This window comes from Caballeronia sp. LZ008 (assembly GCF_031451435.1).
Classification (GTDB): domain Bacteria; phylum Pseudomonadota; class Gammaproteobacteria; order Burkholderiales; family Burkholderiaceae; genus Caballeronia; species Caballeronia zhejiangensis.
The window spans coordinates 86,625-113,293 of sequence record NZ_JARUXK010000001.1 but is presented as its reverse complement, the minus strand read 5'-3'; the positions used below and the strand labels follow the sequence as shown (position 1 = coordinate 113,293).

Genomic DNA, 26,669 nt, shown 5'->3' with positions numbered 1-26,669 from the left:
GCCAGGTCGTTCGCCCGGAACGCGGTGAATTCCCGCTCCACCCCGGTCATCAAGAGCGTCACGTGCTGGGCGACGAGCGCATCGAGCGTGTCCTTCGGGAGCATCGGCTTCGGCGTATCGAGATAGAGCTTCCAGTTCTCGTTGCTCTTGTCGAGCAGATACTGGCCGCGATCGATCGCCTTCTTCGCTTCTTCCGTATTGCCCGCTTCGGCGAGCGAACGCACGCGGTCGAGTGTCACGCGCGAGCGCAGCAGATACGACGACGTTTCTGAAAGCGCGCGCATCGCGACCATGTCTTCCTGCGCGAGCGACGCGAGCGACGCATTGGCCGAGTTCAGTCCGACGAGCGCGAGTGCGCCGATGAGCGCCGCGCAACCGACGAACAACAAGCCGACGAGCGTGAGCGTCGTGCGGATCGACAACTTCTTCAGCATGGCTTCTTCCTGCTTCCTGAATACGTTTTTATGCGCCGACGGAGTCGATCAACTCCATCTCGCGGCTCGTCATGAGCTTCTCGATGTCCATCAGGATCAGCATGCGGCCGTCGACCGTGCCGAGGCCCGTCAGATATTCGGTCGCGAGCGTGCCGCCGAATTCCGGCGCGGGCATCACCTGTTCCTGCGTGAGCGTGAGCACGTCCGACACGCCGTCGACGACCATGCCGACCACGCGATGCGCGACGTTCAGGATGATGACGACCGTCTGGTTGTCGTACTCGACGCGGCCCAGATTGAACTTGATGCGCATGTCGACGATCGGCACGATGATGCCGCGCAGATTGATCACGCCCTTGATGAACCCGGGCGCATTCGCGATGCGTGTAACGTTGTCGTAGCCGCGGATCTCCTGCACTTTCAGGATGTCGATGCCGTATTCCTCGGCGCCGAGCGTGAACACGAGGAATTCCTGTCCGGCTGCTTCCGTGTTTTGCGTGTCACGACGCGAAGGCGCAGCGGTTTGAATCGATTGAACGTCTGCCATGAAAGACTCCTTCGGTATTAGTGAGCGTGCGCGCCGTGCTGTGCGCGCGATTCGCGGTTGAGCGCGGCCACGTCGACGATCAGCGCGACGCTGCCGTCGCCCAGGATGGTCGCGGCGGAAATGCCGTGCACCTTGCGGTAATTCGTTTCGAGGTTCTTGACGACGACTTGCTGCTGGCCGACGAGCTCGTCGATCAGCATCGCGAAGCGGCGTCCTTCCGTCTGCATGATCGTGACGATGCCCTGCGTCGGCTCCGTGCGCGCGCCTTCGACATCGAACACGCGATGCAGCGCGACGAGCGGCAGATATTCGCCGCGCACGCGCACGACGCGCTCGCCGTTCGCGACCGTGTAGATGTCCTCGGCGACCGGTTGCAGCGACTCCATCACGAAGTTGAGCGGCAGAATGAAGATCTCGTTGCCGACCTTCACCGACATGCCGTCGAGAATCGCGAGCGTGAGCGGCAGCACGATCTTCGTCGTCGTGCCCGCGCCCTGGCGCGACATGATTTCGACGTGGCCGCCCATCGACTGGATGTTGCGCTTCACCACGTCCATGCCGACGCCGCGGCCGGAAATGTCCGTCACTTGTTCGGCGGTCGAGAAGCCCGGCATGAAGATGAGTTGCCAGACTTCTTCGTCGCTCATCGATTCGGAAACCTGCATGCCCTGCTTCTGCGCCTTCGCGAGAATCTTGTCGCGGCGCAGGCCCGCGCCGTCGTCGCTCACTTCGATCACGATGTTGCCGCCGTGATGCGCCGCCGAGAGCACGAGCTGGCCGGTCGTCGACTTGCCCGCCGCGCGGCGCGCTTCCACGGTCTCGATGCCGTGATCGAGCGAGTTGCGCACGAGGTGCGTGAGCGGATCGATGATGCGCTCGATCAGGCTCTTGTCGAGTTCGGTCGCCTGACCGAACGTGACGAGTTCCACTTCCTTGCCGAGCTTGCCGGCGATGTCGCGCACGAGGCGCGGGAAGCGGCTGAAAACGTAATCCATCGGCATCATGCGGATGGACATGACGGCCTCTTGCAGATCGCGCGCGTTGCGCTCGAGCTGCGCCATGCCGTTGAACAGGCGGTCGTGCAACGCGGGATCGAACGTGCTCGTGGTTTCCGCGAGCATCGCCTGCGTGATGACGAGTTCGCCCACCAGGTTGATGAGCTGATCGACCTTCTCCACGCCGACGCGAATCGAGCTGCCTTCCGCCGATGCCGCAGCCTGGGGGCGCGCTTTCTTGTCGGCGTCGCTTGCTGCGGACTTTGCCGGCTGAGCGGCGGACGGGTCTTTCGAGCCCGCCGCCGTCGCCGCTTCTTCCTTCACTGCTTCCTTGCCAGCGGCGGATGCGGGCGCCGCGTGCGCCTGCGATTGCTTCGGCTCTTCGTGTATCGCGGGTTGCGCAATCTGCGTGGCCGTCGCTTCCAGGCGCGCCGGCTGGGCTTCTGCGGATTGCGCCGCTGCATCGCCGCGGCCGATCGTGATCTGCTTTTCATCGATCACGAAGCAGCACACAGCGACGATATCGTCGGCGGGGACGTCCGAGTCGAGCCATACCACGTACTCGGCGTCCGCTTTCTTTTCTCCGACGATGCTTCCCAGGTTCCCCAGCTCCTCGATCAGAGTCGCCAGGTCCTTCTCGCCCACCCCCCGTAGCGTAATTTTCAGGTGGGGTCCAACTTCCGCGTGCGGCGCGCCGGTGTGTCCCGGCGTCGCGGCAGCGGTTCCTGCATTCGTTCCATCGGCGAGCTCGAACGCGCCGTCCCAGTTGCCGTCGTCCTCGATCGCGTCCATCGCCTGCGAAAGCACGTGGGCGGGCGGCGCATTCGGGCCGTCGTAGGCCGGCGCGGCGTTCGCGCTCGCGGCGGACGCGACGTTCGCGTCGGCGCCCGGCAGCGCGGGCGGCTCGATCCGGCCGGACGGTGCGCCTTCGGCCTGTTCGTTCTTCAGACGCTCGAGCTTCGCGCAGATCGCGGCGGCCGCGGCCGCATCCGGCTCCGCGCTCGCGCGATACGCGGCGAGCTGATCCGACAGCACGTCCTTCGTCGCGAGGAACGTGTCGATCATGTCGCGGCGCAGGACGAGTTCGTTGTTGCGCGCGCGGTCCAGCAGCGATTCGAGGATGTGCGTCGTTTCGGTGAGCGCGGTGAAACCGAACGTCGCCGCGCCGCCCTTGATCGAGTGCGCCGCGCGGAAGATCGCCGCGAGGTCTTCCGGATCGGGATTCGCGATGTCCAGAACGAGCAGCAGTTGCTCCATCTGCGCGAGCAGTTCGTCTGCTTCGTCGAAGAAGGTCTGGTAGAACTGGGTAATGTCGAGTGTCATGCTTGAGTCACCATCGGCGCGTGCGTGCGCGAGTTGTCTTGTGCGTTCGCTTTAGTGCTGCGTTTCTTCGGAGAGCGCGGCGACCAGTTCCGTCAGCAGGTCCGGATCGAGCGGCTTCTCGATCCAGCCTGTCGCGCCCGCCGAGCGCGCCGCGTCCTTGAACGGCTCGCCGCCTTCGGTCGTCAGCACGAGAATCGGCGTCGCCTTGTATGCGGGATTTCCGCGCAGCGCCACGATCAGATCGAGCCCGCTTCTGCCCGGCATGTGCTGATCGGTCAGAACCAGATCGAAGCGCTCCGCGAGCGCCCACTCCAGCCCCTCGTCGCCGTCCGACGCAACGGTCACTTGGTAACCCGCCGCCGCCAGCGTCGCCGAGAGGATTTGCCGCATCGCGGCTGAATCGTCGATTGCCAGAATGTGTTTGATCATGTTTGTCTCTTGCCGGGATGACGGTCGAAACGTGTCGACACTTGAGCGTCTTTTTCGAGGTTTTTGCTCACTTCGCCACGGGTCTCACCGCGACGCCGGGAATGAGCTGGCCGAGCGCCGACGACGGATTGCCGTTCGCGTCCGTGCCGTTGTCGAGCGTCGCGCCGCGTGAGCCGTCGTCGCGCAGCATCGACAGCTCCGTCTTGCGATTGAGCACGATCACGCTGATGCGCCGGTTCTCCGGATCGAGCGGATCTTTCTTGTTCAGGTTTTGCGTCGATGCGAGTCCGAGCACGCGCATCACCTTTCCTTCGTCCATGCCGCCCGCGACCAGCTCGCGCCGCGACGCGTTCGCGCGGTCCGCGGACAGCTCCCAGTTGCTGTAGCCCTTGTCGCCGCCCGCGTACTTCACGGCGTCGGTATGTCCCTGCACGACGATGTGATTCGGCACGTCGTTGAGCGAGCGGCCGATCTCGCGCAGGATGTCGCGCATGTACGGCTGCACGGCGTCGCTGGAGAGCGCGAACATCGGGCGCTTCTGGGTATCGACGATTTCGATGCGCAAGCCCTGTTGCGTCGATTCGATGCGGATCTGCTGCTTGAACTGGCGCAGCGTCGGATTGGCCTCGATCGCGGCCATGAGCTTCACCTGAAGATCGTGCAGGCGCACCTGCTCGCGCCGTTCGAGCTCGCCCTGCGCGGACTTGAGCAGTTCTTCGTCGGTGTCGGACGAGGCGCGCTGCGCGAGCTGCGTGGCGCCATCGGTCTTGCGCGCGGCGCCTGCGTCGGTGCTGGAAATGTCGCGGCCGCCGCCCATGATGATGCTGTTGTCCATGCCGACGGTCTTGCCGCCGACCATCGCGGCCTTGAGCGGCATCTGGAAATATTCGGCGATGCCGCGCCGCTGCACCGGCGACGTCGACGAAAGCAGCCACATCAGCAGGAAGAACGCCATCATCGCGGTCATGAAGTCCGCGTAGGCGAGTTTCCACGCGCCGCCGTGATGGCCTTTCTTGCCCGCGACGACGCGCTTGATGAATATCGGGCGATCGGTATCGTTGCTCATCGCTGTGTCTCGACTATGGCGGAAGTCACTTCGACTTGACCTTGCGCACGTGTTCTTCCAGCTCGGAGAACGACGGGCGCTCCGTCGAGAACAGCACCTTGCGGCCGAATTCCACCGCGATCGCGGGGGCGTAGCCATTCAGGCTCGCGAGGATCGTCACCTTGATGCACTGGAACATCTTGGTCTGCTCCGCGACGCGCTGTTCCGCGACGTTCGCGAGCGGTCCGATGAAGCCGTACGAAAGCAGAATGCCGAGGAAGGTGCCGACGAGCGCCTGCGCGATCATCTCGCCGAGAATCGCGGGCGGCTGATCGGCGGAGGCCATCGTGTGCACGACGCCCATCACCGCCGCGACGATGCCGAACGCGGGCATCGCGTCGCCGACCTTGGTGAGCGCGTGCGCCGGCGCTTCGCCTTCGACGTGATGCGTCTCGATTTCCTCGTCCATGAGGCTTTCGATCTCGAACGCGTTCATGTTGCCGCTCACCATGAGGCGCAGGTAATCCGTCAGGAATTCGACGATGTGATGGTCCGCGAGAATCTTCGGGTACTGGCTGAACACCGGGCTCTTCGCCGGATCTTCGATATCCGCTTCGAGCGCGAGCGTGCCTTCCTTGCGCGCTTTCGCGAGCAGCACGTAGAGCAGGCCCATCAGCTCCATGTACATGCTCTTGTCGTACTTCGCGCCCTTGAAGAGCGTCGGCAGCACCTGAATCGTCGCCTTGATGGTCTTGACGTTGTTGCCGAGGATGAACGCGCCGACGCCCGCGCCCGCGATCATCAGAATTTCGACCGGCTGCATGAGCGCGCCAAGGTGGCCGCCTTCGATGGCATAGCCGCCGAAGACGGACAGCAATGTCACGAGCGATCCAATGAAAATCAGCACAGTCGAGTCCTCACGTTTGATGCGGTAAGACCGCCGTTAAGTGGTTTACGGCACTCGACTGGAAAACTTTGGGGCACGGTCAAACCACTGTACGTTCCGTGCGGTTTGCCGCGCGACCTTCTCGCTGTTTCGCAAAATCTGCGTCTCAATCGCTGATTTACGGCAACCAAATATCGAACTTTTCCTAGCGGCGAAACAAAATTTTCCCGTTCGACACGAAACATCACATTTTCTGCCGATAATACGAACGCGCGTTCAGTTTTGTTGGAGACGCGAAGTCGTGAAATCGGAGAGAACGATGACAAGAGCAATGAAACAGGCCAGCGCGCTCGCGCTGACAGTGACCGCGAGTTCATTCGCGCATGCGGGTTTCGACTGCAGCGGTTCGCGCGGCGGCTGGCGTATGCAGACATCGGATAGCTGGACCGGCTCCGACAAACTTGCCCACGTGGCCGCGTCCGCGCCGTTCGGCGCGCTCGGCGCCTATTTGACGCGCGGCTCGGACCATCCGGTCGTCTACGGCACGTTGATCGGCACTGCGCCGGGCTTGGTGAAGGAAATCGTCGACGGAACCTGCCGCACGGACGGCTTCTCCTACAAGGATCTGGCCGCCGACGCGCTCGGTGCGTGGATCGGCGCATCGGTGACGCATTGGGCGATCATGTATCAGCGCACGCCGCACGGGATGACCGTCGGGCTTTCGTACCACGATCGCTTTTAGACGGACGCGGGCGCGGATCAGGCGGCGATCCGCCCCGCTTCGCGGTCCGCGCCCGCCTTGCGCGTCTTGCCCGCGCGCGATGGCGGCTGGCAGAGGCCGCACACGTAACCGGCGCGCAGTTCGTACGCATGTGCGACGAAACGTCCGCGGCAGCGCGTGCAGACGTTGGTCTGGAGCATGCCGGATTCGAAGTAGCGCACGAGCGTCCACGCGCGCGTGAGCGACAGCACGGGTTCGTCGCCGTACAGCGCCGCGTGTTCGAGATAGAGGCGGTAGCTTTTCACGATCGCGTGAATCGTCGGCTGGCTCTTGTCGTTGGCCGCCATGAAGCGATAAATGCCGTGAAACAGCGACGAATGGATGTTCGGCTGCCACGTCATGAACCAGTCCGTCGAGAACGGCAGCATGCCCTTGGGCGGCGACACGCCTTTCAGTTCCTTATAGAGCTTGATGAGACGGTCGCGCGACAGGCTCGTTTCCGCTTCGAGCAGTTGCAGGCGCGCGCCGAGCTCGATCAGCTCGATCGCCAAAGTGATTTCGCGGACCTCCGCGACCACGCTTTTCGTCGCCATCGGGCTTCGCGCGCGGCGTCAGCCGATCTGCTCGACGGGACTGTCCGCCAGCACAATCGCCGCGTGGGCGTGCGCGAGCGCCGCGCTGCGGTCCTTGTCGGCGAGCGACGAAAGGATCGCGTGGTCATCGAAACGAAAGCGGCACAGCAAATGGCTCGACGACGCCACTTTCACTGCCTGCGCGAGCGTCAGCGAAGCCAGAACTTGCGCAACCTGCTCCGAAAGGCCCAGGCGATACATCGCCGAGATGCGGTCTTCCTGAAGAAGCCGCTGAGCGAGGAGCAAGTACGACAGGTTCACCTCGCGGATTTCCGCGAGCGTACTCGTAGTGCTGGTCGTCATCTTTTTCCCCGAATCGAAACGTGGCTGGTCAGGCCCGGCGGGAACGTTTGCTCGAATTCGCAAAGAAACGCGAATGCGGCCCCGCCCGTGTTGTCTGTTGTCGATTCGATTGTCGCCGATGCCCGCAGCCGCGCCTGTCGGACAAAGCATCCGACGCTGCGACGGAGTTTCGCGAAGAATCGTGTAGGAAAATTTCTTACAAGCCGGCCGCTTCGATGCCGCTCGGCAGACATGCGTTATCGGCACGTATTCGTCTGACTTAATAGCCGCGCCCCGTATTTTTACGACGGGCGCGCGCTGTCGCGCCTTTCAGGCCGCAGGACCGTGAATTGCTCATTCATGCCGCCCGGCGCGTCCGACGCTTCAAATCCGCCCTCATCGCCGCCATCGATGCAATTTCTGACTTCGTAACAGCACATGTATCGCGCTGTAACAACGATAAGCGATTGAAAAATGAAGTGAAATGCCGGTCTCGATCCCGATAATGATCGGTAAGGGATAACCCGGTCGCGATGTTTTTTCATCTCCGGGCCTGTCTCGGGCGGCGTCCAACCACACGCGGCCCGCCCGAATGGCATGCGTTGAGCGCTCGACCGGAGCGTGACTGCAATGCCTTACCTAAATGGAGAGTCACGTTATGCGAATCGCACAAATTGCACCGTTGCACGAAGCAGTTCCTCCGAAGTTTTACGGCGGCACTGAGCGCGTCGTGTCTTATCTGACGGATGCGCTCGTCGAACTCGGCCACGATGTAACGTTGTTTGCCAGCGGCGATTCGCAAACCAAGGCGACGCTCGAACCCGTGTGGCCGCGTGCGTTGCGTCTCGATCCGACCGTGCGCGACGCGCTCGCGCCGCACATGCTGCTGCTCGAAACCGTCCGCCAGCGCGCGCACGAGTTCGACGTGCTGCACTTCCACCTCGATTACATGCCGTTCCCGCTGTTCACGCAGATGGACACGCCGTTCGTGACGACGCTGCACGGCCGGCTCGATCTGCCGGAACTGCAGCCGATCTTCAACACGTTCACGAAGGCGAACGTCATTTCGATCTCGGACAATCAGCGCGGGCCGCTGCCGCAGGCGAACTGGCTGAACACCGTTTATCACGGTCTGCCGAGCCAGTTGCTGACGCCGCAGCCCCACAAGAAGCCGGAATATCTGGCGTTCCTGGGCCGCATCTGCCCGGAAAAGCGCGCCGATCTCGCAATCAAGATCGCGGCCCAGAGCGGTCTGCCGCTGAAGATCGCCGCCAAGGTGGACAAGGTCGACCAGGAATACTTCAAGTCGACGATCGAACCGCTGCTTTCGCAGGCGCACGTCGAGTTCATCGGCGAGATCAATGAAGCGCAGAAGCCGGAATTTCTGTCGGGCGCGAAGGCGCTACTCTTCCCGATCGATTGGAACGAGCCGTTCGGCCTCGTGATGATCGAGGCGATGGCCTGCGGCACGCCGGTGATCGCGTTCAATCGCGGTTCGGTGCCGGAAGTGATCGACCACGGCGTGACGGGCTTCATCTGCGAGGACGTGCAAGGCGCGGTCGGCGCGCTGCAACGTCTCGACGAGCTGTCGCGCACGGAAATCCGCGCGCAGTTCGAGCGCCGCTTCAGCGCACAGACGATGGCGCAGAACTACGTCGAAAGCTACACGGCGATGCTTCAGGCCGCGAAGCGCCCGGTGTTGCGTCAGGTCGCGGTGGGCTGATTGCCTTCCTGACCAGAATTGCTGGAACTGCCGCCCGCTTGCCGGGCGGCATTTTTTTGCGCGCTTGTTAAGACATTCGCTAAGGAATGATCCGAAGTTTCGGTGCAATGCCCGTGAATTGAGAGCCGATCGACCATTTTTGACAGTTCGCCAAAGACACCGCGCTTAAACTGCGCTGCGCAAAAGCGCGTCACGCGTTCTTGTTTGAAATCAACGGCTTTTCATCTTTTTCACGAAGGCAGAATCATGCATTTGTCGAAGCGTCTCGGCGCTGAAATTTTCGGTACTTTCTGGCTCGTGCTGGGCGGCTGCGGAAGCGCCGTGCTCGCCGCGGCCTTTCCTGAACTCGGCATCGGATTCGCCGGCGTTTCGCTGGCATTCGGTCTCACCGTCCTGACGATGGCCTACGCCATCGGCCACGTCTCGGGCTGCCACCTGAACCCGGCCGTGAGCATCGGGCTCGCGACGGCGGGCCGCTTTCCGGTGCGCGATCTCGTGCCGTACATCGCGGCGCAAGTGATCGGCGCGACGCTCGGCGCGTGGGTAATCTATCTGATCGCCACGGGCAATCCGAGCTTCGACTTCGCGTCGAGCGCATTCGCCGCGAACGGTTTCGGCGAGCACTCGCCGGGGCATTTCTCGATGGCCGCCGCGCTCATCGCCGAAATCGCGATGACGTTCTTCTTCCTCTTCGTGATCCTCGGCGCCACCGACGAGCGCGCGCCGAAAGGCTTCGCGCCGCTTGCCATCGGCCTGTGCCTGACGCTCATCCATCTGATCTCGATTCCGGTCACGAATACGTCGGTGAATCCGGCGCGCTCGTCGAGCCAGGCGTTCTTCGTCGGCGGCTGGGCGCTCGATCAGCTGTGGCTGTTCTGGATTGCGCCGATCGTCGGCGCGATTCTCGCGGGCGTGCTTTATCCGTTGCTGACGCGTCAGAAGTAAGTCACGGCGGCAGCAAACGGCGGCAAGCAAAACGGGCGCGAAATGCGCCCGTTTTTGTTTTTGCGCCACAGCGCGCATACGAAAGATTAAACGCGCGCGACAAATGTAATGCCGAATTACGCAGCCTGCTTATGAATTTCCGTCACGCGATGCCAAGGATCATTTCGCGCGCCGCCGAAGGCTTGAAGGATAAGGCTTCCAGCGATGTCGACGGCGCCGCCGCGCTTGCGAACTCCCTTACGCCGTCCTTGCACACGGTAACAAGTCCTCGAAGCATGTAAGACGGCGGGCGCTTAAATTGGACTCATGCGACACACGTCGCCTTAAAGGAGAAACACAATGAAGCGCATCGTCACCCACATGCTTGTCGCGACTGGTCTTGCTATCGGTGCTGTCGGCGCGGCTCAGGCTCACAGCGATCTGCACATCGGCGTCTCGCTCGGCGCGCCGGCTTATGTGGCGCCGGCTCCGGTGTACGTGCGTCCGGCGGTTCCGGCGTATCGCGCGCCGTACTATCGCCACGAAGCGCCGCGCTGGTATGGCCGCGATCATCGCGACTATGGCCGATACGACCGCGCGGGCTGGAACCACGGCGGCTACGGCAACAACTGGGGCCATCGCGGATAAGCGGGACCGGCCGCGGATCGAGGTCCGCGGCCCGCCGTGACGGATATCAGTCGGGCGTCTGTCCCGGCGACGCGAGTTCGTCGCGAATGTCGAACAGCTTGCGCAGCTGATGCGCGACGCCCGCCTCGAAGTTGTACCCAATACGCGGCACGTTCGGCAGGCGCTTGATCAGATCGGGGTTCGCGTTGTTCATCATGAACGGATGCCCGGCGGTTTCGAGCAGATCGATATCGTTCATGTTGTCGCCGAACGCGACGCATTGCGCGGTATCGACATCGAGCCGCTCCAGCACGAAACGCAGCGCGCGCCCTTTCGATACGTCCGACGTCATCACTTCCAGACAGTCCGGCAGCGAATACGTGACGTAGAGCGAATCGCCGAACTCCCGTTCGAGGTTCGCGGCGGTCACCTTCAGATCGGCCGGATCGCCGATATACAGCACTTTCGCGATGTTCTCGCCCTCATGCTCGCGCAGATCCATCACTTCGTACTTGAAGCCGGAATCCTGGTGGAAGACCAGCAACTCGGGCGCGTGACGGTCGATGAGCCAGGCGTCGTCGGCAAAAAGATTGACGATGACGCGCTCGCTGCCCGCGATCTCGGGCTGCACGAGGCGGCGCACGGCGGCGGGCTCGAGGTCGCGCGAATAAATGCGCTCGTCGGCCGGCGTATGCACGCGCGCGCCGTTGGACGTGATGAGATACGCGTCGACGCCGAGCACATCGCGAATGCCGGCGACGTCGCGATAATGCCGGCCCGTCGCGATGACGATAGGCACGCCGCGCGCCGCGAGCGCGCGCACGGTTTCGGCGGTGAAGGGATCGAGCTGGTGGTCGCTGTTGAGAAGCGTACCGTCGAGATCAGTAGCGATAACCGAATACATGACTGCCTTTGTGGTGCCGCGAAGGTCGGTATTTTATCGCGCCGCACCGTCCGCAGCCGCGAAAGCGGACGCCGCGCGTCGCGCCAGTTCGAGCGCGCCCGCTGCGGAATCGGCGCGTGGCGCACGCATGCGTTCGCGCAACATGGCCGGCACGAATGGCTCGTAAGGCGCGGCCAGCCCGCCGCACAGCGCGACGGGCAGCACGCCGGCGGGATCGAGCGCCGCGACGAATTTCGCGATTTCCTGCCCCGCCTGATCCAGCAGACGCGCGGCCTCGGGATGGTCGCGGAACTCGAACACGGTGGGCGCAAGCGTCGCATAAGCGGTTTGATTCGCGGCGCACAGCCAGACGACGAGACTGTCGCGATCCGTCGCGCCAGTGTGGGCGAGCATCGCGCGCGACCAGCCATCTTCGGGCGCGCGGCCGTCGAGCACGCGCTGCAGATGCACCACCGCGCGCAGGCCGAGCCACGCGCCGCTGGCTTCATCGCCGCTCGGAAAGCCGTAGCCGCCCGCGATTCGGCAAACGCCCGATTCGTCCAGCGACGCCGCGATGCTGCCCGTGCCGAGCGCGACGATCACGCCGGATTCCCCGCCGTGCGCGCCGAGCACGGTCGTATAGGCGTCGCTTTCCACGCTCAACGCGCGCACGTCCGGCGCCGCGCCGAGAAACGCGGTGAGCCAGTCCGCGTTGTTGACGCCCGCCAGGCCACAGCCGAGTGCGCAGTTGCGCCAGTCGAACGGCAGCGCGGCGGCCTCGAATGCGCGCGCGCACGCGTCGCCGATCGATTGCCACGCGCGCGCCACCCCGAGCCCGAGCCCCGAAGGTCCGCCGCTCGCGCGCGCCAGTTCGTTGCCGTGCGCGTCGGCGAGAATCACGCGTGTGCCGCTCCCGCCGCCGTCGATGCCGAGCAGGAAGCCGTCAAATGCCGAAGTCGAAGATGTAGTCATGGGCGCAAGCTTACCGGCGGCCGCGACGCGCGCCAATTGGCCGAATGGCATAGATGGCGCGATACGGGCGATCCGCTATGCTGACGCGATTCAAAATAATGATGAGGACTCGCAATGGCAGACGCCGAACACACCCGCTGCGCCTGGGCCACGACCGACGCGATGATCGAATATCACGACGGCGAATGGGGCGTGCCGTCGCACGACGACCGGCATCTGTTCGAAATGCTGGTGCTGGAAGGCGCGCAGGCGGGCCTTTCCTGGTCGACGATCCTCAACAAGCGCGAGGGCTATCGCGCGCTCTTCGCGGGCTTCGACATCGACAAGGTGGCGCGCTTCACCGAGAAGGACGTCGAGCGGATCGTGCAGGACGCGCGCATCGTGCGTAACCGGGCGAAGATCGAATCGGCGGTGCTCAATGCACGCGCCGTGAAGCAGATCCAGCAGGAGCACGGCTCGTTCGCGGATTTCGTCTGGTCGTTCGTCGACGGCAAAACGATCGACACGCCGCGCGATGCGAAAAATCCCACGCCCGCGTCCACGCCGGAATCGGACGCGCTCAGCAAGGCGCTCAAGAAATACGGCTGCAAGTTCGTCGGCACAACGATTTGCTACGCGTTCATGCAGGCCACCGGCATGGTCAACGATCACGCCGTGGGTTGCATGTCGCGAGAAAAAGCTAAGACAAAACGGAAGACCGTTGCAAAAACCCCGCTTTGATCGATTCCTATGCGGAAAAATTTTGCCTTTTGACAACATCGTATAGCGTAATTTACGCGATCTAGGGTAAATCCTTATAGATGACGGTTTTTTTGCAGTGAAGCACGCGCAATTGCCCGAACTGCAAGGCTTTTGGCCGGGTTTTCCGCACTGCACGAACGTACGAGCCGTGTAAAAATGGCTTCCTCGCGTGCGCTGGCGCACCTTTTTACCGTTCCGAACCGTTATAACTGACGGTGTACGGATCGTCACTGAGTGTAGAAATCCGACGCGAGCACACAGGGCGCAGTCAGACCACACGCCCAGGCCGGGAAAACCGCCGTGCTCGGAGCAGAGGCCGGGCGGCGAGCGTCGATTCTGTTGCGCCACATTTGCAACGACGCTGCCGCTTTCGGTAAGCAGGTGCAGGTTCTCGAATACTTAAACGTATGGCCGCTGCGCAGGGGCGCAGGGGAGAAGATCATGAAAAGCTTGAACTTCCTGACGCATCAGGAGATTTTCAACAGCGCAGTCCAGCATCTTTTCGGACAAGGGCAAGCGGCTTTGCTGCCGCGGGGCGGCGGCGCCTATCGCGGATACTGCGGCGGCTGCCCTGTCGGGAGCTTCATCAAGCCGCGCGACTATGTCACCGCGATGGAAGGCGTGCCCATTCGCTTCATCGCGAAGCCGCCCGAGCAGGTGCCGGCGTACATGGATGTCGGCGTCGTGGCGCTGAAGCGCGCGCTGCTCCGTTCGCGCATCAACGTGTTCGATCCCAACACCGTCGAGCTGCTGTCGTGCCTGCAGAACGTGCATGACGTCTTCGGCAAATGGGAATGGCGCGAGCGTTTGACGTCGATCGCGCGTCAGTTCGGGTTGTCAGCCGAACTTCTTAAAACGGCCGCGTGATATTGCAGGTGCTGTGATGTTGAGCCCTATTACGATGTTGAGCCCGAAGGACATTTACGAGCGCGTCAGCGAGCACTTGCTGACGCAGCGCGCGGTCTCGGAAGACGACAACGGTTCGTGCAGGCTTCGCAGTCCGGAAGGCCGCAAGTGCGCGATCGGGTCGCTCGTGCGCGACGATGTGTACGAGCCGGAGCTGGAAGGCGTCGGCATTTCCTACTATCGGCATGCGCGGGACGGCGGTCTGCTGCGGGCGCTCTACGCATCGAACGTGAATGCCTACGATCCGAACATCATCGATCTGCTGATCGAGCTGGAGGAAGTTCACGACTACGCCGAAATCGAAGAGTGGCCGGCGTTGCTCGCGGCGCTTGGCAGGCGTCACGCGTTCGTCTGAACGCCCTCGCTAAAAAAGGCAATAGAAACGAAAACGGCGGTGCGCCCTTACGGGTCGCACCGCCGTTTTGCCGTTCGGCGCGAGGATCCGAAAACCCTCGCCCGAACAAGACGCTTAGTGCATCTTCTTCGGCAGCATCTGGCTGCGCAGGCGCTTGCGCAGGCGCGCGACAGCGGCGGCCTTCTTGCGCTTGCGCTCGGTGGTCGGCTTTTCGTACGACTGGCGCTCGCGCAGTTCGGCGATCAGGCCATTGCGCTCGATGGTGCGGCGGAAACGCCGAATCGCGACATCGAACGGCTCGTTTTCTTTGAGGACGATAGTGGTCATGTAAATCCTGGTTTGCTAAACGTATTTTCAAGCGCGCGACGACTGCGAGTTGCCGCGCCCCGGCACTCCGATCGTCCGCCGGACGTGAGAACGGCGCGACGGACACGAGCAAAGCGGCCACGGAGGCCGGAAAAGAGAGCGTTGAGATTCAGCCGCGGAAGCGGCAGGCGCTTTCGAAAGAACCACACGAAGGCGCGTTTCAGAGCCGTTCGCCGCTGTTGGTTGACGTTGTCATTTTCAGCGGCGAAGGCAGGAAATCGGGCACATTTCTCGATTCGGGCGCGATGTTACCAGAACACCGCGCCATTGCCAACTCCCGCGCGCCGGCCAACTCGTTGATGCAACAGAACTATTTCTGCCACGCGCTGGCTTCGTCGAGCAGATGGATATCGTCGGCTGCGAGTTGCAGGCGCGTCGCGGCGGCCAAGCTCTCCAGTTGCGCGACCGACGTGGCGCTGGCGATCGGCGCCGTCACGCTCGGGCGCGCGATCATCCACGCGAGCGCGACCGTCGCGGGCGTCGTGTCGTTGCGTTTCGCGACTTCGTCGAGCGCGTCGAGAATCTCGAGGCCGCGCGGCGTCAGATACTTTTCGACGCGCGAGCCGCGCGCCTTGTGCTGCGTGTCCGCCTTCGACCGATATTTGCCCGACAGAAAGCCGCTCGCGAGCGCGTAATACGGCACGACGGCGATCTTGTGCTGTTCTGCCACCGGTTCGAGACCGGTCTCGTAGCCCTCGCGGTCGTAGAGGTTGTATTCGGGTTGCAGAATCTGATACGCCGGCAAGCCCGAATCCTTCGCGACTTTCAACGCCTCTTCGAGCCGCTCGCCCGTGTAGTTCGACGCGCCGATCACCCGCACCTTCCCCGCCTTGATGAGCGTCTGATACGCGTCGAGGGTTTCGTCGAGCGGCGTGGTTTCGTCGTCGTAATGGGAGAAATAGACGTCGATGTAATCGGTCTTGAGACGCCGCAGCGAATCGTCGACGGCCGCCGCGATGTTCGCCGCCGAGAGCCCGGCGCGCGTGGACAGCTTGCCGACTTTCGTCGCGAGCACGACCTGGTGGCGCTTGCCGCTTTCCCTGAACCACTTGCCGATGATCGTCTCCGATTCGCCGCCCTGATGCCCGTCGACCCAGGCGGAATAGACGTCGGCTGTATCGATGAAATTCAGCCCGTGATCGACGAACGCGTCGAGGATCGAGAACGACGTGCGCTCGTTGGCAGTCCAGCCGAACACGTTGCCGCCGAAGACGAGCGGCGCAACTTTCAGTTCCGATGTGCCGATATTGCGTGTCTGCATGTGCGCTCCGAATGCGTCGTGAGGGACCAAAAAGCATACGCGCGAAATCGGCGCCTTGCCGGGCAAGGCTTCGCGGCCTCGCAACAGAATTCGTTACACAAATCGTTTGCGCGGGCCTTAAGTTTTTTTCGAGGGGCCCGATAACCACAAGTAGGCGGCCGGCTATCACCGAGCGCAGGACCGCCAGGCAACTTACTCGGTGCTTTAGCCAAAGCCAGATACAGTCTCCCAGGAGAGAACAAAATGATCGGTATCAACAGCAACATCAACTCGCTGGTTGCACAGCAGAACCTCAACGGCACGCAAAGCGCGCTGTCTTCGGCGATCACCCGCCTCTCGTCGGGCAAGCGCATCAACAGCGCTGCTGACGACGCAGCAGGTCTCGCGATCTCGAACCGGATGCAAACGCAGATCAACGGCCTGAACCAGGGCGTTTCGAATGCGAACGACGGTGTGTCGATTGCCCAGACGGCTTCGAGCGCGCTTTCGTCGATGACCTCCAGCCTGCAGCGTATCCGTACGCTGGCCGTGCAAGCCGCGAGCGGCTCGCTCTCGTCGAGCGACCAGGCTTCGCTGCAGAAGGAAGTTTCGCAGCAGATCGCCGAAGTGAACCGTATCGCTTCGCAAACGACGTACAACGGCCGCAACATTCTTGACGGTTCGGCTGGCAGCCTGAGCTTCCAGGTCGGCGCGAACGTCGGTCAGACGATCAATCTGGACCTGAGCCAAGACATGGGCGCGAACTCGCTCGGCGGCGGCATGGTGCAGAAGGGCAACACGCTCGGCACGTTCTCGAACCTGTCGCTGTCGTCGAGCGGCGCCTACGCCTCTTCCGGCGCGACGATCACCTCGATCAACGTGCTGTCGGACGGCAAGGGCGGCTTCTCGTTCACCGACCAGAACAACGTCGCGCTGAGCTCGACGGCCGTCACGGCCATCTTCGGCTCGGGCACCGCAGGCACGGGCACGGCTGCAGCACCGCACGAAAACACGCTGACGTTCAGCACGAGCATTGCCGGTTCGATGGGCGCATCCGTGAGCTCCGCGATCACCACCCTCAACGCGTCGATCAACAAGATCAACAAGCCGGACACGGTCGCGAACCTCGACATCAGCACCACGACGGGCGCCAACGTCGCGCTGGTCTCGATCGACAACGCACTGCAGACGCTGAACAACGTGCAGGCAACGCTGGGTGCAGCCCAGAACCGTCTGAGCGCAATCGCTTCGTCGCAGCAAGCTGAATCGACCGACCTGTCGTCGGCTCAGTCGCAGATCACCGACGCGAACTTCGCGCAGGAAACGGCGAACCTCAGCAAGGCTCAAGTGCTGCAACAGGCTGGTATCTCGGTGCTCGCGCAAGCGAACTCCCTGCCGCAGCAAGTTCTGAAGCTCCTCGGCTAAGCGGTACGCCAAGGTAGCACCCGACGCCGGATCTTCATCCCGAAGATCCGGCGTCGGGCCGTCCCGGCGACGAAACCACGTTTCGATCTCTTGCGTGTGCGCCCGCGCCCACGAGTGCACACGCAAGAGTTTGTTTCCCGCAACGAGCAGTTGACTGCGATCACGCGCAATCAGGCGACAGCGCGATACACGGAGTTACCCGATGTCCACGATCAGTACGGCCACCACGGCGGCGACCGCCGCGCAGACCCAGGCGTCCGCGAACGCGGCGCTTGCCGAAGCAGCGCAATCCATCATCAGCGGCGCGACGGGCAACTCGTCGATGGACGTCAACGCGCTCGTCACCGCGATGGTCAACGCGAAAACGGCCGGCCAGAGCGCATCGCTCGCCGCCGCGCAATCGAACGACAACACGAAGCTCTCGGCGATCGGCACGCTGTCGTCGGCGCTCTCGACGCTGCAAACTACGATGACGAGCCTGACCGACGGCACGCTGATGTCGACCTTCACGACCAACGTGACGGGCACCGGCATCACCGCATCGGGCGCCGCCGGCGCCGTGGCGGGCAGCTACGACGTGACGGTCTCGCAGATAGCGAAGGCGCAATCGCTGACGTCGACCGGCTTCGCAACGGACGAAAAGCTCGGCACCGGCACGATGCAGATCAGCGTCGGCTCCAAGTCGATGTCGATCAACATCACGAGCAGCAACAACACGCTTTCGGGCATCGCCGCCGCGATCAACAACGCGTCCGGCAATCCGGGCGTGAGCGCGACGATCGTGACCGGCACGGACGGCCAGCATCTGGTGCTCAACTCCACGACGACGGGCGCGTCGAACGTCATCTCGACCACGATCACCGGCGCGGCCAGCGGCAGCGACCTGAACAAGCTCGGGGTCTCGTCGACGGCCGGCGCAAACGGCGCGGCGTCCACGATTTCCGACGATTCCGTCACCAACGGCTGGTCGCAAAGCGCGACCGCGCAGGACGCGATGTACAAGGTCGGCGGCGTCGCGGGCACGAGTTCGAGCAACACGGTCACGAGCGCGATCAAGGGCGTGACGCTGAACCTGACGGCGGCGGCGGTGACGACCCCGGCGAGCACGCAGACGGTCACGATCTCGCAGGACACGTCGTCGATTTCGAGCGCGATTTCGAACTTCGTCAGCCTCTACAACACGGTCGTCTCGACGATCAACTCTTATACGTCGTTCAACAGCAGCGCGTCCGCGGGCTCGCAGGGCGGCGTGCTGCTCGGCAACTCGGCGGTCAACACGATCAAGAATCAGCTTTCGGCGATCATCGGCAGCGCGGTCGGCAAGGGCAGCGGCTCGATCTCGCTGGCGTCGCTCGGCATCAGCCAGGTTTCGTCGCTCGATGCGACCGCGGAGCAGCCGGCCGGCACGCTGACCATCGACAGCGACAAGCTCACCGACGCGCTGACGAACAACGCAACCGGCGTGTCGCAGCTTTTCAACGCGATCAACGGCGTCGGCGCGCAGCTGACCGACAAGATTTCGAGCTATCTGAGCACGGGCGGCCTGCTCACGTCCGAGACGGATTCGATCAACAAGGATCTCGCCAACATCTCGACGCAGCAGACGACGCTGACCAACTACGCCGCGCAGCTCACGTCGGACTACAACGCGCAGTTCACGGCGCTCAATACGCTGATGGCGAGCATGAACCAGAACACGCAATATCTGACGGCGCTCTTCGGCGGCACGAACAGCGCGGGCGCGATGGCGACCAACAAGTCCTAAAAGCGGAGAACCGGCACGATGAACCAGGACGCTCTCGTCGAACAACTGTTCGCACTGACGAAAGACATGGAAACGGCGGCCACGCTCGCGGACTGGCCGCGCGCAGCGGAGCTCGATGCCGCGCGCACGCCGCTTTTGCAGGCGCTGACGCGCGAGCAGAGCCCGCAGGCGCTCGCGAAAATCCGCGAAATCCAGGGTATCGACGCTGCCGTGCTCGCGGACGCGAGCGCGACCCGCACCGGTCTCGCCGCCGAATATCACGCGGCGATGAAGCGCGTGAACGCCGTCAACCGCTACCAGCAAGGCGCGCGGTTCTAGAAACACCGCGCTTTCGCTTCAGTTTTCCCCCGATGCCCGCTTCACGCGGGCATTTTTTCGCCCGCTGGCGATCCCCCGAATTACGGCGGCTTTCCCGCTCATCTCCGCGCTTCGGTTTGGCGGCCTCGCTTGGATAATCAGTTCAATCGCAAGGAGCACGCCGAAGATCATGAGCATTTCCCTACAGGTTCCGGACGCCACGACGCTGACGCCGGAGCAACAGTTCGAGCAGGACATCGCGACCGTCATGCAGTCGGCGCTGGAGAATCATCACGCCGGCAATCATGCCGACGCCGAAGCGCTCTATCGCGCGATTCTCGATCACAAGCCGGATCACGCGGACGTGCTGTACAACCTCGCGGTTCTCTTTATCCAGACGCAACGTCCGGACGACGCGGTGCCGCTGTTCGAATCCGTGCTCGGCCTGCGTCCGGACAACGGCCAGTACTGGGTCTCGTACATCGACGCGCTCGCGCGCACCAATCAGACGCAGGCTGCCTGGTTCGCGGTTGAAATGGCGCAGCAGCGCGGCGCGCGCGGTCCGGCGATGGACGGCCTGATCGAGCGCCTGTCGCACCCGAATGGCTACGCGGCGGCCGTGCTCGCCGAGGCCTCGCAGCTCGCGCGCCTCGCGCCGAAGACCGTCGATGGCAGCGCGGACGACGCGTCGCAATCGACCGCCGGCAAGCGCGGCAATCCCACGCCGCAGGACCTGAACCAGTTCGCGTCGCTCTACAACAAGGGCCGCCACGAGGAAGCGATCAAGCTGGCGCGCGTGCTCGTCGAACGTTATCCGCATCACGTCGGCGCGCAGCGTTCGCTCGGCCTGGCGCTGTACTCGCACGGCCGCTTCGTCGAAGCCATCGAGCCGCTCGGCCGCACGGTCGAGCTGGAGCCCGCGGACCAGCATTCGCGCATGCTGTTCGCGAGCGCGCTGCAGGTTCATGGCGACAACGTCGGCGCCGAGCGGCAGTGCCGTCTGGTGATCGCGCGCGACCCGAATCACGCGGAAGCGCATCGCGTGCTCGGCGTGTCGCTGTCGGCGATGCGCCGTCACGCCGAAGCCATCGAAGCCTGCGAACGGGCGATCGAGCTCGCGCCGAAAAACGGCGACATGCACGGCGCGCTCGGCGTCGTGCTGATGGACGACGGTCAGATCGCGCGCGCCGAAGGCACCTTCCGCAAGGCGCTCGAGTGCAACCCGATCGACTTCATTTCGCACAGCAATCTGCTGTTCTGCCTCACGCACCGTACCGATCTGACGCCCGTCGCGCTCTTCGACGAACATCGCGAATTCGACCGCCGTCACGGCGATCCGGCGCGCCGCCTGTGGCGCGCGCACGAGAACGCGAAGGATCCGCACAAGACGCTGCGCGTCGGTCTCGTGTCCGGCGACTTGTTCCGCCACGCCGTCGCATCGTTTCTGGAACCCGTGCTCGCATTGCTCGCGAAGGATCCGGGCATCGAGATTCACGTCTACAGCACCCATGCGCGCGAGGATTCGACGACGCAGCGCCTGCGCGGCCACGCGCCACGCTGGAACGTCGTCTCGGGCTTGTCGGACGATGCGTTCGTCGAGAAAGTGCGCGCCGACGGCATCGATATCCTGATCGACCTGTCGGGCCATACCGGCCGCAACCGCCTGCGCGCCTTCGCACGCAAGCCCGCGCCGGTCCAGGCGTCGTGGATCGGCTATCCGCAGACGACCGGCGTCAGCGCCATCGACTATTACTTCGCGAACCGCACGCCGGATTTCTCGCCGATCGACGACCAGTTCGTCGAAAAGATCGCGTACCTGCCGGCGGCGGCGCCGTTCCTGCCCGATGCGAATTCGCCGCCGGTCAATCTGCTGCCCGCGCTCCACAAGGGCTACGTCACGTTCGGCAGCTTCAACCGCGTGTCGAAGCTGCGCCGCGAGGTGATCGCGCTGTGGGCGCGCGTGCTGCACGCCGTGCCGGATTCGAAGATGCTGATGGGCGCGATGCCCGACGACAGCGCCGTCGCCGAACTGGGCAAGTGGTTCGCCGAAGAAGGCATCGCCGCGGACCGGCTTGCGCTGCTCAAGCGCTCGAACGTGTCGGTGTATCTGCAGCAGCATCATCAGGTCGATCTGTGTCTCGACACCTTCCCGTATGCGGGCGGCACGACGACGCTGCACGCGCTCTGGATGGGCGTGCCGACGCTGACGCTGCTCGGCGACACGATGCCCGGCCGCGCGGGCGGCACGTTGATGAGCCAGGTCGGACTCGAATCGTTCATCGCACGCGACGCGGATGAATTCGTCGCGAAGGGCGTCGCGTACGCAAGCGATCTGAATGCGCTCGCGGCCCTGCGCACCGGCATGCGCGAGCGCTGCTCGGAATCGGCGCGCTTCCGTCCGGACGTGATCGCCGCGAGCATGAGCCACGCGCTTCGTCACATGTGGCAGCGCTGGTGCGCCGGCCTACCCGCCGAATCTTTCGATACCGAACTCCTCGCCGCCGCGCCCGCCGCAGCGAATTCAGCAGCCACCACGCAAGGTTGATCATGAGCGCCATTCCTCTCTTTCGCGAGCAGCCCGCCATCGACGAGCGTATCTTCGTCACGCAGCCGCATCTGCCGCCGCTCGACGAATTCGTTCCGTATCTCGAGAAGATCTGGGAAAACAAGACGCTGACCAACGGCGGCCCGTTTCATCAGCAGCTCGAACAGGCGCTGTGCGAATACCTCGGCGTGCAGCACCTCGCGCTGTTCTCGAACGGCACGATGGGTCTCGTCACCGCGCTGCAGGCGCTGCGCATCACGGGCGAAGTGATCACCACGCCGTATTCGTTCGTCGCGACCGCGCATTCGCTGCTGTGGAACGGCATCAAGCCGGTGTTCGTCGACGTGGACCCGGTCACGCTGAATCTGGATCCGCGTCAGATCGAAGCCGCCATCACGCCGCAGACCACCGCGATCATGCCGGTGCACTGCTACGGCCAGCCGTGCGACGTCGAAGCGATCCAGGCGATCGCCGACAACTACAACTTGAAGGTGATCTACGACGCCGCGCACGCGTTCGGCGTGCGCAACGAGGCGGGCAGCATCCTCACGCACGGCGACCTGTCGGTGCTGAGCTTCCACGCGACGAAAGTCTTCAACACGTTCGAGGGCGGCGCGATCGTCTGCCCGGACGCGAAGGTGAAGCAGCGCATCGACCATCTGAAGAACTTCGGCTTCGTCAACGAGACGACCGTGGTCGCGGCCGGCATCAACGGCAAGATGAGCGAAATCAATGCGGCATTCGGCCTGTTGCAGCTTCAGCACATCGATCGCGCGCTCGCGCGCCGTCAGGAGATCGACGCGCTGTATCGCACCCTGCTCGCCGACGTCGACGGCATCGTGCCACTGCCCGGTCTCGCGGGCGGCGCGACGAACCACTCGTATTTCCCGGTGCTCGTGCAAAGCGACTACAAGCTGACGCGCGACGAGCTGTATCAGCGTCTGCGCGATCACGAGATTTTCGGCCGCCGCTATTTTTATCCGCTGATTTCGGATTTCCCGATGTATCGCGGCCTGCCCTCCGCGCAGCCGAGCCGACTGCCGAACGCGCAGGAAGCATCGCGCAAGGTGCTGTGCCTGCCGATCTATCCGGCGCTCGCGGACCGCGACGTCGAGCGCGTCGTGGACGTGATCCGCGCGGCCAACGTCTAAGGCGCGGCAGCCCGGCGCACGCAGGATCGACCCATGCACGTGTTTCTTCTCTTCAGCGGCACCAACGATCGCGCCGTCGTCGCGCTGCTGCGCGCGATCGGCAAGCTCGGGCAACAGGCGGCGGTGATCGCGCGTTCGGCCGCCGATCCGGTTCTGTCGAGCGCGTATCGCGATCTCGTGGTCGCCGTGCGCGAAAACGACACGCTCTCGGTCCCGCTGCTCGCCGGTTATATCGCGCAGGCGAAGGCGAAGTTCGGCGCGCGCCGCGTGACGCTCGTGCCGATCTCCGAATTCTTCAACACCTTCCTGCTGAATCACAAGGAAGCGCTGGAATCCATCGACGGCGTGCATGTGCCGCTCGTCGATCCGTCGCTGTACGCGAAGCTCACGAACAAGGCGAGCGCCACCGAGTTCTTCGCGCGCGAAGGCATCGCGCCGCCGCCCGAATACGCGGGCATCGACGATGCCGTGGTGCCTTTCGTCGCCAAGCCGAAATGCAACGTCGACGGCAAGCGCGTGCTTTATCCGGTGCTCGTGAAAAGCGACGCGGACCTCGCCGCTTTCAAGGCGAGCGAAGATCCGTCGCACTATTTCTTTCAGCACTTCGTGACGGGACGCAGCTTTTATCTGCTCGCCTATTTCGCGCGCACGGGCGAAGTCTTCTGCTCGTCGCAGGAAAACCTCGCGCAGCAGCCCGGCGGCAAGTCGATCGTGCTCGCGCGCACCGCCGATTTTCATGCGAGCGATATCGGCGTGAAGCTGCGGCAGGCGCTTTCGCAATGCGGCTATTTCGGCTTCGCGATGATCGAATGCATCGTCGGGGACGACGGCGCGTACTTCATCGAAATGAATCCCCGTCCGTGGGGACCGCTCGACCTGTGCCTGAACCACGACTGCGGCATCGTCGAAGCTTTCGTGGGCGACTGGGCGACGGAAGATGCAACCGCTTATCAAGGCCGGCGCCTTTCGCGCGCACGCCACGCCACGTATCTGTGGACGGGCGGCATCGTGAACACATGGCGCCGGCGCCGGACGACCGTGCATCGCTATGGCAGCGAAGCGCGTCTCGCGGGCGCTGCGTTGCGCGCCCTGGCCGGCGACGTCTATCTCGCAAGCGACAGCTGGCGAATCTTTTACAAGGAACTATGGAAATGACCTCTGGCGCCACCGCAGTCAAGGAGCGGCTCGCTCAACTCTACGGAGAAGTCTCCAAGCACTCGGGGTATCAGACGATCCCCGACTTCGTCGCGAGTACGCTCGGTTATCAGGAGACCATTCAGAGCCAATGGCGCGGCGACCGCAACCGCCTCGACTGGATTCTCGCGCATCGCGCGCCGCAAGCCGGCGAGCGCTGGGCCGACTTCGGCGCGAATACGGGCTTCTTCACGTACACGATCGCGCATGCGCATCCCGATGCGCGCGTGACGGCGATCGAAGCGAACGCCGAACACGCGAGGTTCCTGCGCGAACTCGGCGACGCCTTCTCGATCGGCAATGTCGACGTGCATCACGAAGCGCTGCCCTTCGATGGCCTCGACAAGCTGTCGAACATCGACGTGCTTTTGCATCTGAATGTGCTGCATCACGCGGGCGCGGATTTCGACCGCGAATATGTGACCGGCGCGCACGACTTTCCGGCGTATGCGGTCGCTTATCTGAAGAAGCTGCGTCAGGCGTCGCGCTCGCTCGTGTTCCAGCTCGGCTGCAATCTGTGGGGCGACAAGACGCATCCGCTGCAGCCGGGCGCGACCGATGCGGAGCGTCTCGCGTATGTGTCGAAGCTGCTGACGGACGCCGGCTGGCGCATTCGCGATCTCGCGTACGCGAAGAAGACGACCGACGCGCCGATCGCCTATGCCGATCTCGGCAAGGACGTCATCGAAGCGCTGAACGGCCAGCACGGACAAGCCGAACTGCGCCTCTTCGCCGACGCGCTCGCGCCGTATGCGCTGGAACAGCACATCGGCGAGTTTTATCGGCGCGCGATTTACATCGTCGATTAATTGACGGACGGCACTAAAGTTATCGGCGCACGTGCCGATAACCCCTATAAGAACAACAAGAACGACGTGCCGGTTTTCTCGGCGCGCTGCTTCGCTCTTCGATGCCCGCCTCGCGCGGGCATTCTTCTTTGTGCCGCAGCTTGTCAGCGCCCGAGCGTCAACGCGAGATAGGCCGCGTACAGCACGCCGTTGCCGAGCAGCGCCCACAGCACGACGCCGTTCTCCTTCGCATTGAAGCGCAGCCACGCCGCCGCCGCGAGCGTGATGAGCACGCCCGTCAGCACTTCGATACGCGGCTCCCACGGCGTCAGCATGATGCCGATGGCCGGCAGCAACGTCCCTTGAAACACCATCGCGCCGGTGATGTTGCCGAACGCGAGCGTGTCCTTTCCTCGGCGCGCCCACAGAATGCTGTTCACTTTCTCGGGCAGTTCCGTCGCGATCGGAATGATGATGAGCGACAGCAGCAGCGCCGAAATTCCCAGCGCATGCGACACGCCCTCGACGCCGTGAATGAAGCCCTTCGCGCCGCCGACGAGCAGCACGATGCCGAAGAAAAACTGCAGCATGATCGTGCCGAGCGACGTTTTCAAACCGAGACGCGAAGCGAACAAGGCCTCGGGCGCTTCCGTTCCGTGTCCGCCCTCGACGAGCTTCGCCGAAGCCTTGAACGTCGAAATCACATAAACGATATAGAGCGCGACGAGCCCGACCGCGAACAACGCGCGCACTTGCCACGCGTGATGCGGCACGAACATCGCGGCGCACGCGATGAGAAACGCGACCAGAAAGAAGTTCAGATCGCGCACGAAGCCGCTGCGCTCCGGCACGATGCGTCCGCTCATGCCGCGCGACTTGAGGATCGCGAACGTCATCAGACACGTCGAAAGCGTCGCGAGCATAAGCGGCGCGCCGAGAATCGCGCCGACGCCGATCTCTTCGTTGACCGCACGGCTCGTCGTGCCGCCGAGCAGCGCGATGATCGGCACCGTCGTCTCGGGCAATGCCGTGCCGACCGCCGCGAACAGCGATCCGGTCACGCCTTCGGAAATGCCGAGCCGTTCGCCGAGATGTTCGAGCGCATTCGTGAATAGCTCCGCCGCGACCAGGATGATCGCGAGCATCAGCGCGAGTTCGAGAAAGAGCATCGTCATGCGGCACCTCGCATCAAAACATGCGACGGGTGCGCGAGCGTGCGCGGGAAACGGGGATGTTGTAGTTGTGGGGACACGATGATTCCACGGCCGGACGTCGAGCGAACCACGATGCGCCACGCGCCGTCCGGCCAGGAACGACATAGCGCATCGATGGTCTCGCCAAACCGTTCCGGTCGAACGCGCCACGGCAGCAGGGCCGAGGATGTTGACGCGTTCTCCTTCGCTCGCGAAGGAAGGCTACTCCCCAAAGAAGGCGCAAGTTTAGCCCGATGCGCCCCGTTTCGGCAACCCGCGG

27 protein-coding genes and 1 riboswitch are annotated in these 26,669 nt (G+C 63.5%); of the genes, 14 read left to right on the top strand and 13 right to left on the bottom strand.

The features are described 5' to 3' along the window. The 6 genes from QCE49_RS00550 to motA all read right to left on the bottom strand — a co-directional run. Nucleotides 1-434: Tar ligand binding domain-containing protein (locus tag QCE49_RS00550; protein ID WP_309805625.1), on the bottom strand; the 434-nt coding region annotated here is incomplete at its 3' end. A 28-nt stretch (nucleotides 435-462) separates the two neighbouring features. Continuing rightward, complete coding sequence (cheW, locus tag QCE49_RS00545; RefSeq protein ID WP_008351879.1) at nucleotides 463-981, bottom strand: chemotaxis protein CheW; 519 nt, start codon at nucleotides 979-981, stop codon at nucleotides 463-465. 17 nt (nucleotides 982-998) lie between these two features. Further along, complete coding sequence (gene cheA / locus QCE49_RS00540) at nucleotides 999-3,299, bottom strand: chemotaxis protein CheA (protein WP_250456635.1); 2,301 nt, start codon at nucleotides 3,297-3,299, stop codon at nucleotides 999-1,001. 51 nt (nucleotides 3,300-3,350) lie between these two features. Further along, nucleotides 3,351-3,728 carry a response regulator gene (locus QCE49_RS00535; RefSeq protein ID WP_008351883.1) on the bottom strand — a complete coding sequence of 126 codons (378 nt, stop codon included), beginning with the start codon at nucleotides 3,726-3,728 and terminating at the stop codon, nucleotides 3,351-3,353. 67 nt (nucleotides 3,729-3,795) lie between these two features. Continuing rightward, nucleotides 3,796-4,794 carry a flagellar motor protein MotB gene (gene motB, locus QCE49_RS00530; protein WP_250433526.1) on the bottom strand — a complete coding sequence of 333 codons (999 nt, stop codon included), beginning with the start codon at nucleotides 4,792-4,794 and terminating at the stop codon, nucleotides 3,796-3,798. Nucleotides 4,795-4,819: 25 nt separating this feature from the next. Then, entirely contained in the window at nucleotides 4,820-5,680 is an 861-nt protein-coding gene (motA, locus tag QCE49_RS00525; RefSeq protein ID WP_008351887.1) for a flagellar motor stator protein MotA, read from the bottom strand. A 310-nt stretch (nucleotides 5,681-5,990) separates the two neighbouring features. On the opposite strand from motA, the gene QCE49_RS00520 reads away from it, so the two are divergent. Further along, complete coding sequence (locus QCE49_RS00520) at nucleotides 5,991-6,401, top strand: hypothetical protein (protein ID WP_008351888.1); 411 nt, start codon at nucleotides 5,991-5,993, stop codon at nucleotides 6,399-6,401. A gap of 17 nt (nucleotides 6,402-6,418) precedes the next feature. On the opposite strand, the gene flhC is transcribed toward QCE49_RS00520, so the two are convergent. Both flhC and flhD read right to left on the bottom strand, forming a co-directional pair. Further along, the gene (gene flhC, locus QCE49_RS00515) at nucleotides 6,419-6,973 is read right to left on the bottom strand and encodes a flagellar transcriptional regulator FlhC (protein WP_008351890.1); all 555 of its coding nucleotides are present in this window, start codon (nucleotides 6,971-6,973) and stop codon (nucleotides 6,419-6,421) included. 18 nt (nucleotides 6,974-6,991) lie between these two features. Further along, nucleotides 6,992-7,315: a flagellar transcriptional regulator FlhD gene (flhD, locus tag QCE49_RS00510; RefSeq protein WP_008351892.1), complete on the bottom strand. Its 324-nt coding sequence runs from the start codon at nucleotides 7,313-7,315 to the stop codon at nucleotides 6,992-6,994. A gap of 637 nt (nucleotides 7,316-7,952) precedes the next feature. Here flhD and QCE49_RS00505 point away from each other — a divergent pair. From QCE49_RS00505 to QCE49_RS00495, 3 genes are all read left to right on the top strand, one after another. Continuing rightward, entirely contained in the window at nucleotides 7,953-9,017 is a 1,065-nt protein-coding gene (locus QCE49_RS00505) for a glycosyltransferase family 4 protein (protein ID WP_008351894.1), read from the top strand. Nucleotides 9,018-9,263: 246 nt separating this feature from the next. Then, complete coding sequence (gene aqpZ / locus QCE49_RS00500; RefSeq protein WP_008351895.1) at nucleotides 9,264-9,962, top strand: aquaporin Z; 699 nt, start codon at nucleotides 9,264-9,266, stop codon at nucleotides 9,960-9,962. A gap of 339 nt (nucleotides 9,963-10,301) precedes the next feature. Continuing rightward, nucleotides 10,302-10,589, top strand: a complete 288-nt coding sequence (locus QCE49_RS00495; protein ID WP_008351896.1) for a hypothetical protein — start codon at nucleotides 10,302-10,304, stop codon at nucleotides 10,587-10,589. Between the two features lie 46 nt (nucleotides 10,590-10,635). On the opposite strand, the gene QCE49_RS00490 is transcribed toward QCE49_RS00495, so the two are convergent. After that, nucleotides 10,636-11,472 carry a Cof-type HAD-IIB family hydrolase gene (locus QCE49_RS00490; protein ID WP_250456636.1) on the bottom strand — a complete coding sequence of 279 codons (837 nt, stop codon included), beginning with the start codon at nucleotides 11,470-11,472 and terminating at the stop codon, nucleotides 10,636-10,638. Nucleotides 11,473-11,505: 33 nt separating this feature from the next. Next, a complete protein-coding gene (locus QCE49_RS00485; RefSeq protein ID WP_250456637.1) occupies nucleotides 11,506-12,423 on the bottom strand; it encodes a BadF/BadG/BcrA/BcrD ATPase family protein in 918 nt (305 codons plus the stop codon). Nucleotides 12,424-12,537: 114 nt separating this feature from the next. On the opposite strand from QCE49_RS00485, the gene QCE49_RS00480 reads away from it, so the two are divergent. The 3 genes from QCE49_RS00480 (at nucleotide 12,538) to QCE49_RS00470 (ending at nucleotide 14,425) form a co-directional block, all read left to right on the top strand. Next, the gene (locus QCE49_RS00480; protein ID WP_250433521.1) at nucleotides 12,538-13,143 is read left to right on the top strand and encodes a DNA-3-methyladenine glycosylase I; all 606 of its coding nucleotides are present in this window, start codon (nucleotides 12,538-12,540) and stop codon (nucleotides 13,141-13,143) included. Between the two features lie 462 nt (nucleotides 13,144-13,605). Further along, on the top strand, nucleotides 13,606-14,031 hold the full coding sequence (locus tag QCE49_RS00475) for a hypothetical protein (protein ID WP_175979735.1): 426 nt from the start codon (nucleotides 13,606-13,608) through the stop codon (nucleotides 14,029-14,031). Nucleotides 14,032-14,047: 16 nt separating this feature from the next. Then, nucleotides 14,048-14,425 (top strand): hypothetical protein, encoded by a 378-nt coding sequence (locus tag QCE49_RS00470; protein ID WP_239294315.1) that lies wholly within the window; start codon nucleotides 14,048-14,050, stop codon nucleotides 14,423-14,425. A gap of 114 nt (nucleotides 14,426-14,539) precedes the next feature. On the opposite strand, the gene rpsU is transcribed toward QCE49_RS00470, so the two are convergent. Together rpsU and QCE49_RS00460 are read right to left on the bottom strand one after the other, a co-directional pair. Then, nucleotides 14,540-14,752: a 30S ribosomal protein S21 gene (gene rpsU / locus QCE49_RS00465; RefSeq protein WP_008351904.1), complete on the bottom strand. Its 213-nt coding sequence runs from the start codon at nucleotides 14,750-14,752 to the stop codon at nucleotides 14,540-14,542. Nucleotides 14,753-15,101: 349 nt separating this feature from the next. Next, nucleotides 15,102-16,052, bottom strand: coding sequence for an aldo/keto reductase (locus tag QCE49_RS00460; RefSeq protein WP_250433518.1), 951 nt, complete (start codon nucleotides 16,050-16,052; stop codon nucleotides 15,102-15,104). 243 nt (nucleotides 16,053-16,295) lie between these two features. Between QCE49_RS00460 and QCE49_RS00455 the strand changes: the two genes are divergently transcribed. From QCE49_RS00455 to QCE49_RS00425, 7 genes are all read left to right on the top strand, one after another. Beyond that, on the top strand, nucleotides 16,296-17,456 hold the full coding sequence (locus tag QCE49_RS00455; protein ID WP_250433509.1) for a flagellin: 1,161 nt from the start codon (nucleotides 16,296-16,298) through the stop codon (nucleotides 17,454-17,456). Nucleotides 17,457-17,658: 202 nt separating this feature from the next. After that, entirely contained in the window at nucleotides 17,659-19,221 is a 1,563-nt protein-coding gene (fliD, locus tag QCE49_RS00450) for a flagellar filament capping protein FliD (RefSeq protein ID WP_250456638.1), read from the top strand. An 18-nt stretch (nucleotides 19,222-19,239) separates the two neighbouring features. Continuing rightward, complete coding sequence (locus tag QCE49_RS00445; RefSeq protein ID WP_250433483.1) at nucleotides 19,240-19,539, top strand: flagellar protein FliT; 300 nt, start codon at nucleotides 19,240-19,242, stop codon at nucleotides 19,537-19,539. Between the two features lie 169 nt (nucleotides 19,540-19,708). After that, a complete protein-coding gene (locus QCE49_RS00440) occupies nucleotides 19,709-22,063 on the top strand; it encodes a tetratricopeptide repeat protein (RefSeq protein ID WP_250456639.1) in 2,355 nt (784 codons plus the stop codon). 2 nt (nucleotides 22,064-22,065) lie between these two features. Further along, a complete protein-coding gene (vioA, locus tag QCE49_RS00435; RefSeq protein ID WP_250433479.1) occupies nucleotides 22,066-23,214 on the top strand; it encodes a dTDP-4-amino-4,6-dideoxy-D-glucose aminotransferase VioA in 1,149 nt (382 codons plus the stop codon). Between the two features lie 33 nt (nucleotides 23,215-23,247). Continuing rightward, on the top strand, nucleotides 23,248-24,369 hold the full coding sequence (locus QCE49_RS00430) for a hypothetical protein (protein ID WP_250433467.1): 1,122 nt from the start codon (nucleotides 23,248-23,250) through the stop codon (nucleotides 24,367-24,369). Continuing rightward, entirely contained in the window at nucleotides 24,366-25,217 is an 852-nt protein-coding gene (locus tag QCE49_RS00425; protein WP_250456640.1) for a hypothetical protein, read from the top strand. The genes QCE49_RS00430 and QCE49_RS00425 overlap by 4 nt, the downstream gene beginning before the upstream one ends. 143 nt (nucleotides 25,218-25,360) lie before the next feature. Here the strand turns inward: QCE49_RS00425 and QCE49_RS00420 are convergent, their stop codons facing one another. Continuing rightward, nucleotides 25,361-26,371: a sodium:calcium antiporter gene (locus tag QCE49_RS00420; protein WP_034470401.1), complete on the bottom strand. Its 1,011-nt coding sequence runs from the start codon at nucleotides 26,369-26,371 to the stop codon at nucleotides 25,361-25,363. 88 nt (nucleotides 26,372-26,459) lie between these two features. Next, a riboswitch (yybP-ykoY riboswitch) is annotated at nucleotides 26,460-26,635 on the bottom strand. Between the last annotated feature and the right edge of the window lie 34 nt (nucleotides 26,636-26,669).

Excerpts from the sequence above, each read along its gene's own strand:
- cheW (WP_008351879.1), bottom strand. The coding sequence starts at position 981 with ATGGCAGACGTTCAATCGATTCAAACCGCTGCGCCTTCGCGTCGTGAC.
- cheA (WP_250456635.1), bottom strand. The coding sequence starts at position 3,299 with ATGACACTCGACATTACCCAGTTCTACCAGACCTTCTTCGACGAAGCA.
- QCE49_RS00535 (WP_008351883.1), bottom strand. The coding sequence starts at position 3,728 with ATGATCAAACACATTCTGGCAATCGACGATTCAGCCGCGATGCGGCAA.
- motB (WP_250433526.1), bottom strand. The coding sequence starts at position 4,794 with ATGAGCAACGATACCGATCGCCCGATATTCATCAAGCGCGTCGTCGCG.
- QCE49_RS00520 (WP_008351888.1), top strand. The coding sequence starts at position 5,991 with ATGAAACAGGCCAGCGCGCTCGCGCTGACAGTGACCGCGAGTTCATTC.
- flhC (WP_008351890.1), bottom strand. The coding sequence starts at position 6,973 with ATGGCGACGAAAAGCGTGGTCGCGGAGGTCCGCGAAATCACTTTGGCG.
- flhD (WP_008351892.1), bottom strand. The coding sequence starts at position 7,315 with ATGACGACCAGCACTACGAGTACGCTCGCGGAAATCCGCGAGGTGAAC.
- QCE49_RS00505 (WP_008351894.1), top strand. The coding sequence starts at position 7,953 with ATGCGAATCGCACAAATTGCACCGTTGCACGAAGCAGTTCCTCCGAAG.
- aqpZ (WP_008351895.1), top strand. The coding sequence starts at position 9,264 with ATGCATTTGTCGAAGCGTCTCGGCGCTGAAATTTTCGGTACTTTCTGG.
- QCE49_RS00495 (WP_008351896.1), top strand. The coding sequence starts at position 10,302 with ATGAAGCGCATCGTCACCCACATGCTTGTCGCGACTGGTCTTGCTATC.
- QCE49_RS00490 (WP_250456636.1), bottom strand. The coding sequence starts at position 11,472 with ATGTATTCGGTTATCGCTACTGATCTCGACGGTACGCTTCTCAACAGC.
- QCE49_RS00485 (WP_250456637.1), bottom strand. The coding sequence starts at position 12,423 with ATGACTACATCTTCGACTTCGGCATTTGACGGCTTCCTGCTCGGCATC.
- QCE49_RS00480 (WP_250433521.1), top strand. The coding sequence starts at position 12,538 with ATGGCAGACGCCGAACACACCCGCTGCGCCTGGGCCACGACCGACGCG.
- QCE49_RS00475 (WP_175979735.1), top strand. The coding sequence starts at position 13,606 with ATGAAAAGCTTGAACTTCCTGACGCATCAGGAGATTTTCAACAGCGCA.
- QCE49_RS00470 (WP_239294315.1), top strand. The coding sequence starts at position 14,048 with ATGTTGAGCCCTATTACGATGTTGAGCCCGAAGGACATTTACGAGCGC.
- rpsU (WP_008351904.1), bottom strand. The coding sequence starts at position 14,752 with ATGACCACTATCGTCCTCAAAGAAAACGAGCCGTTCGATGTCGCGATT.
- QCE49_RS00460 (WP_250433518.1), bottom strand. The coding sequence starts at position 16,052 with ATGCAGACACGCAATATCGGCACATCGGAACTGAAAGTTGCGCCGCTC.
- QCE49_RS00455 (WP_250433509.1), top strand. The coding sequence starts at position 16,296 with ATGATCGGTATCAACAGCAACATCAACTCGCTGGTTGCACAGCAGAAC.
- fliD (WP_250456638.1), top strand. The coding sequence starts at position 17,659 with ATGTCCACGATCAGTACGGCCACCACGGCGGCGACCGCCGCGCAGACC.
- QCE49_RS00445 (WP_250433483.1), top strand. The coding sequence starts at position 19,240 with ATGAACCAGGACGCTCTCGTCGAACAACTGTTCGCACTGACGAAAGAC.
- QCE49_RS00440 (WP_250456639.1), top strand. The coding sequence starts at position 19,709 with ATGAGCATTTCCCTACAGGTTCCGGACGCCACGACGCTGACGCCGGAG.
- vioA (WP_250433479.1), top strand. The coding sequence starts at position 22,066 with ATGAGCGCCATTCCTCTCTTTCGCGAGCAGCCCGCCATCGACGAGCGT.
- QCE49_RS00430 (WP_250433467.1), top strand. The coding sequence starts at position 23,248 with ATGCACGTGTTTCTTCTCTTCAGCGGCACCAACGATCGCGCCGTCGTC.
- QCE49_RS00425 (WP_250456640.1), top strand. The coding sequence starts at position 24,366 with ATGACCTCTGGCGCCACCGCAGTCAAGGAGCGGCTCGCTCAACTCTAC.
- QCE49_RS00420 (WP_034470401.1), bottom strand. The coding sequence starts at position 26,371 with ATGACGATGCTCTTTCTCGAACTCGCGCTGATGCTCGCGATCATCCTG.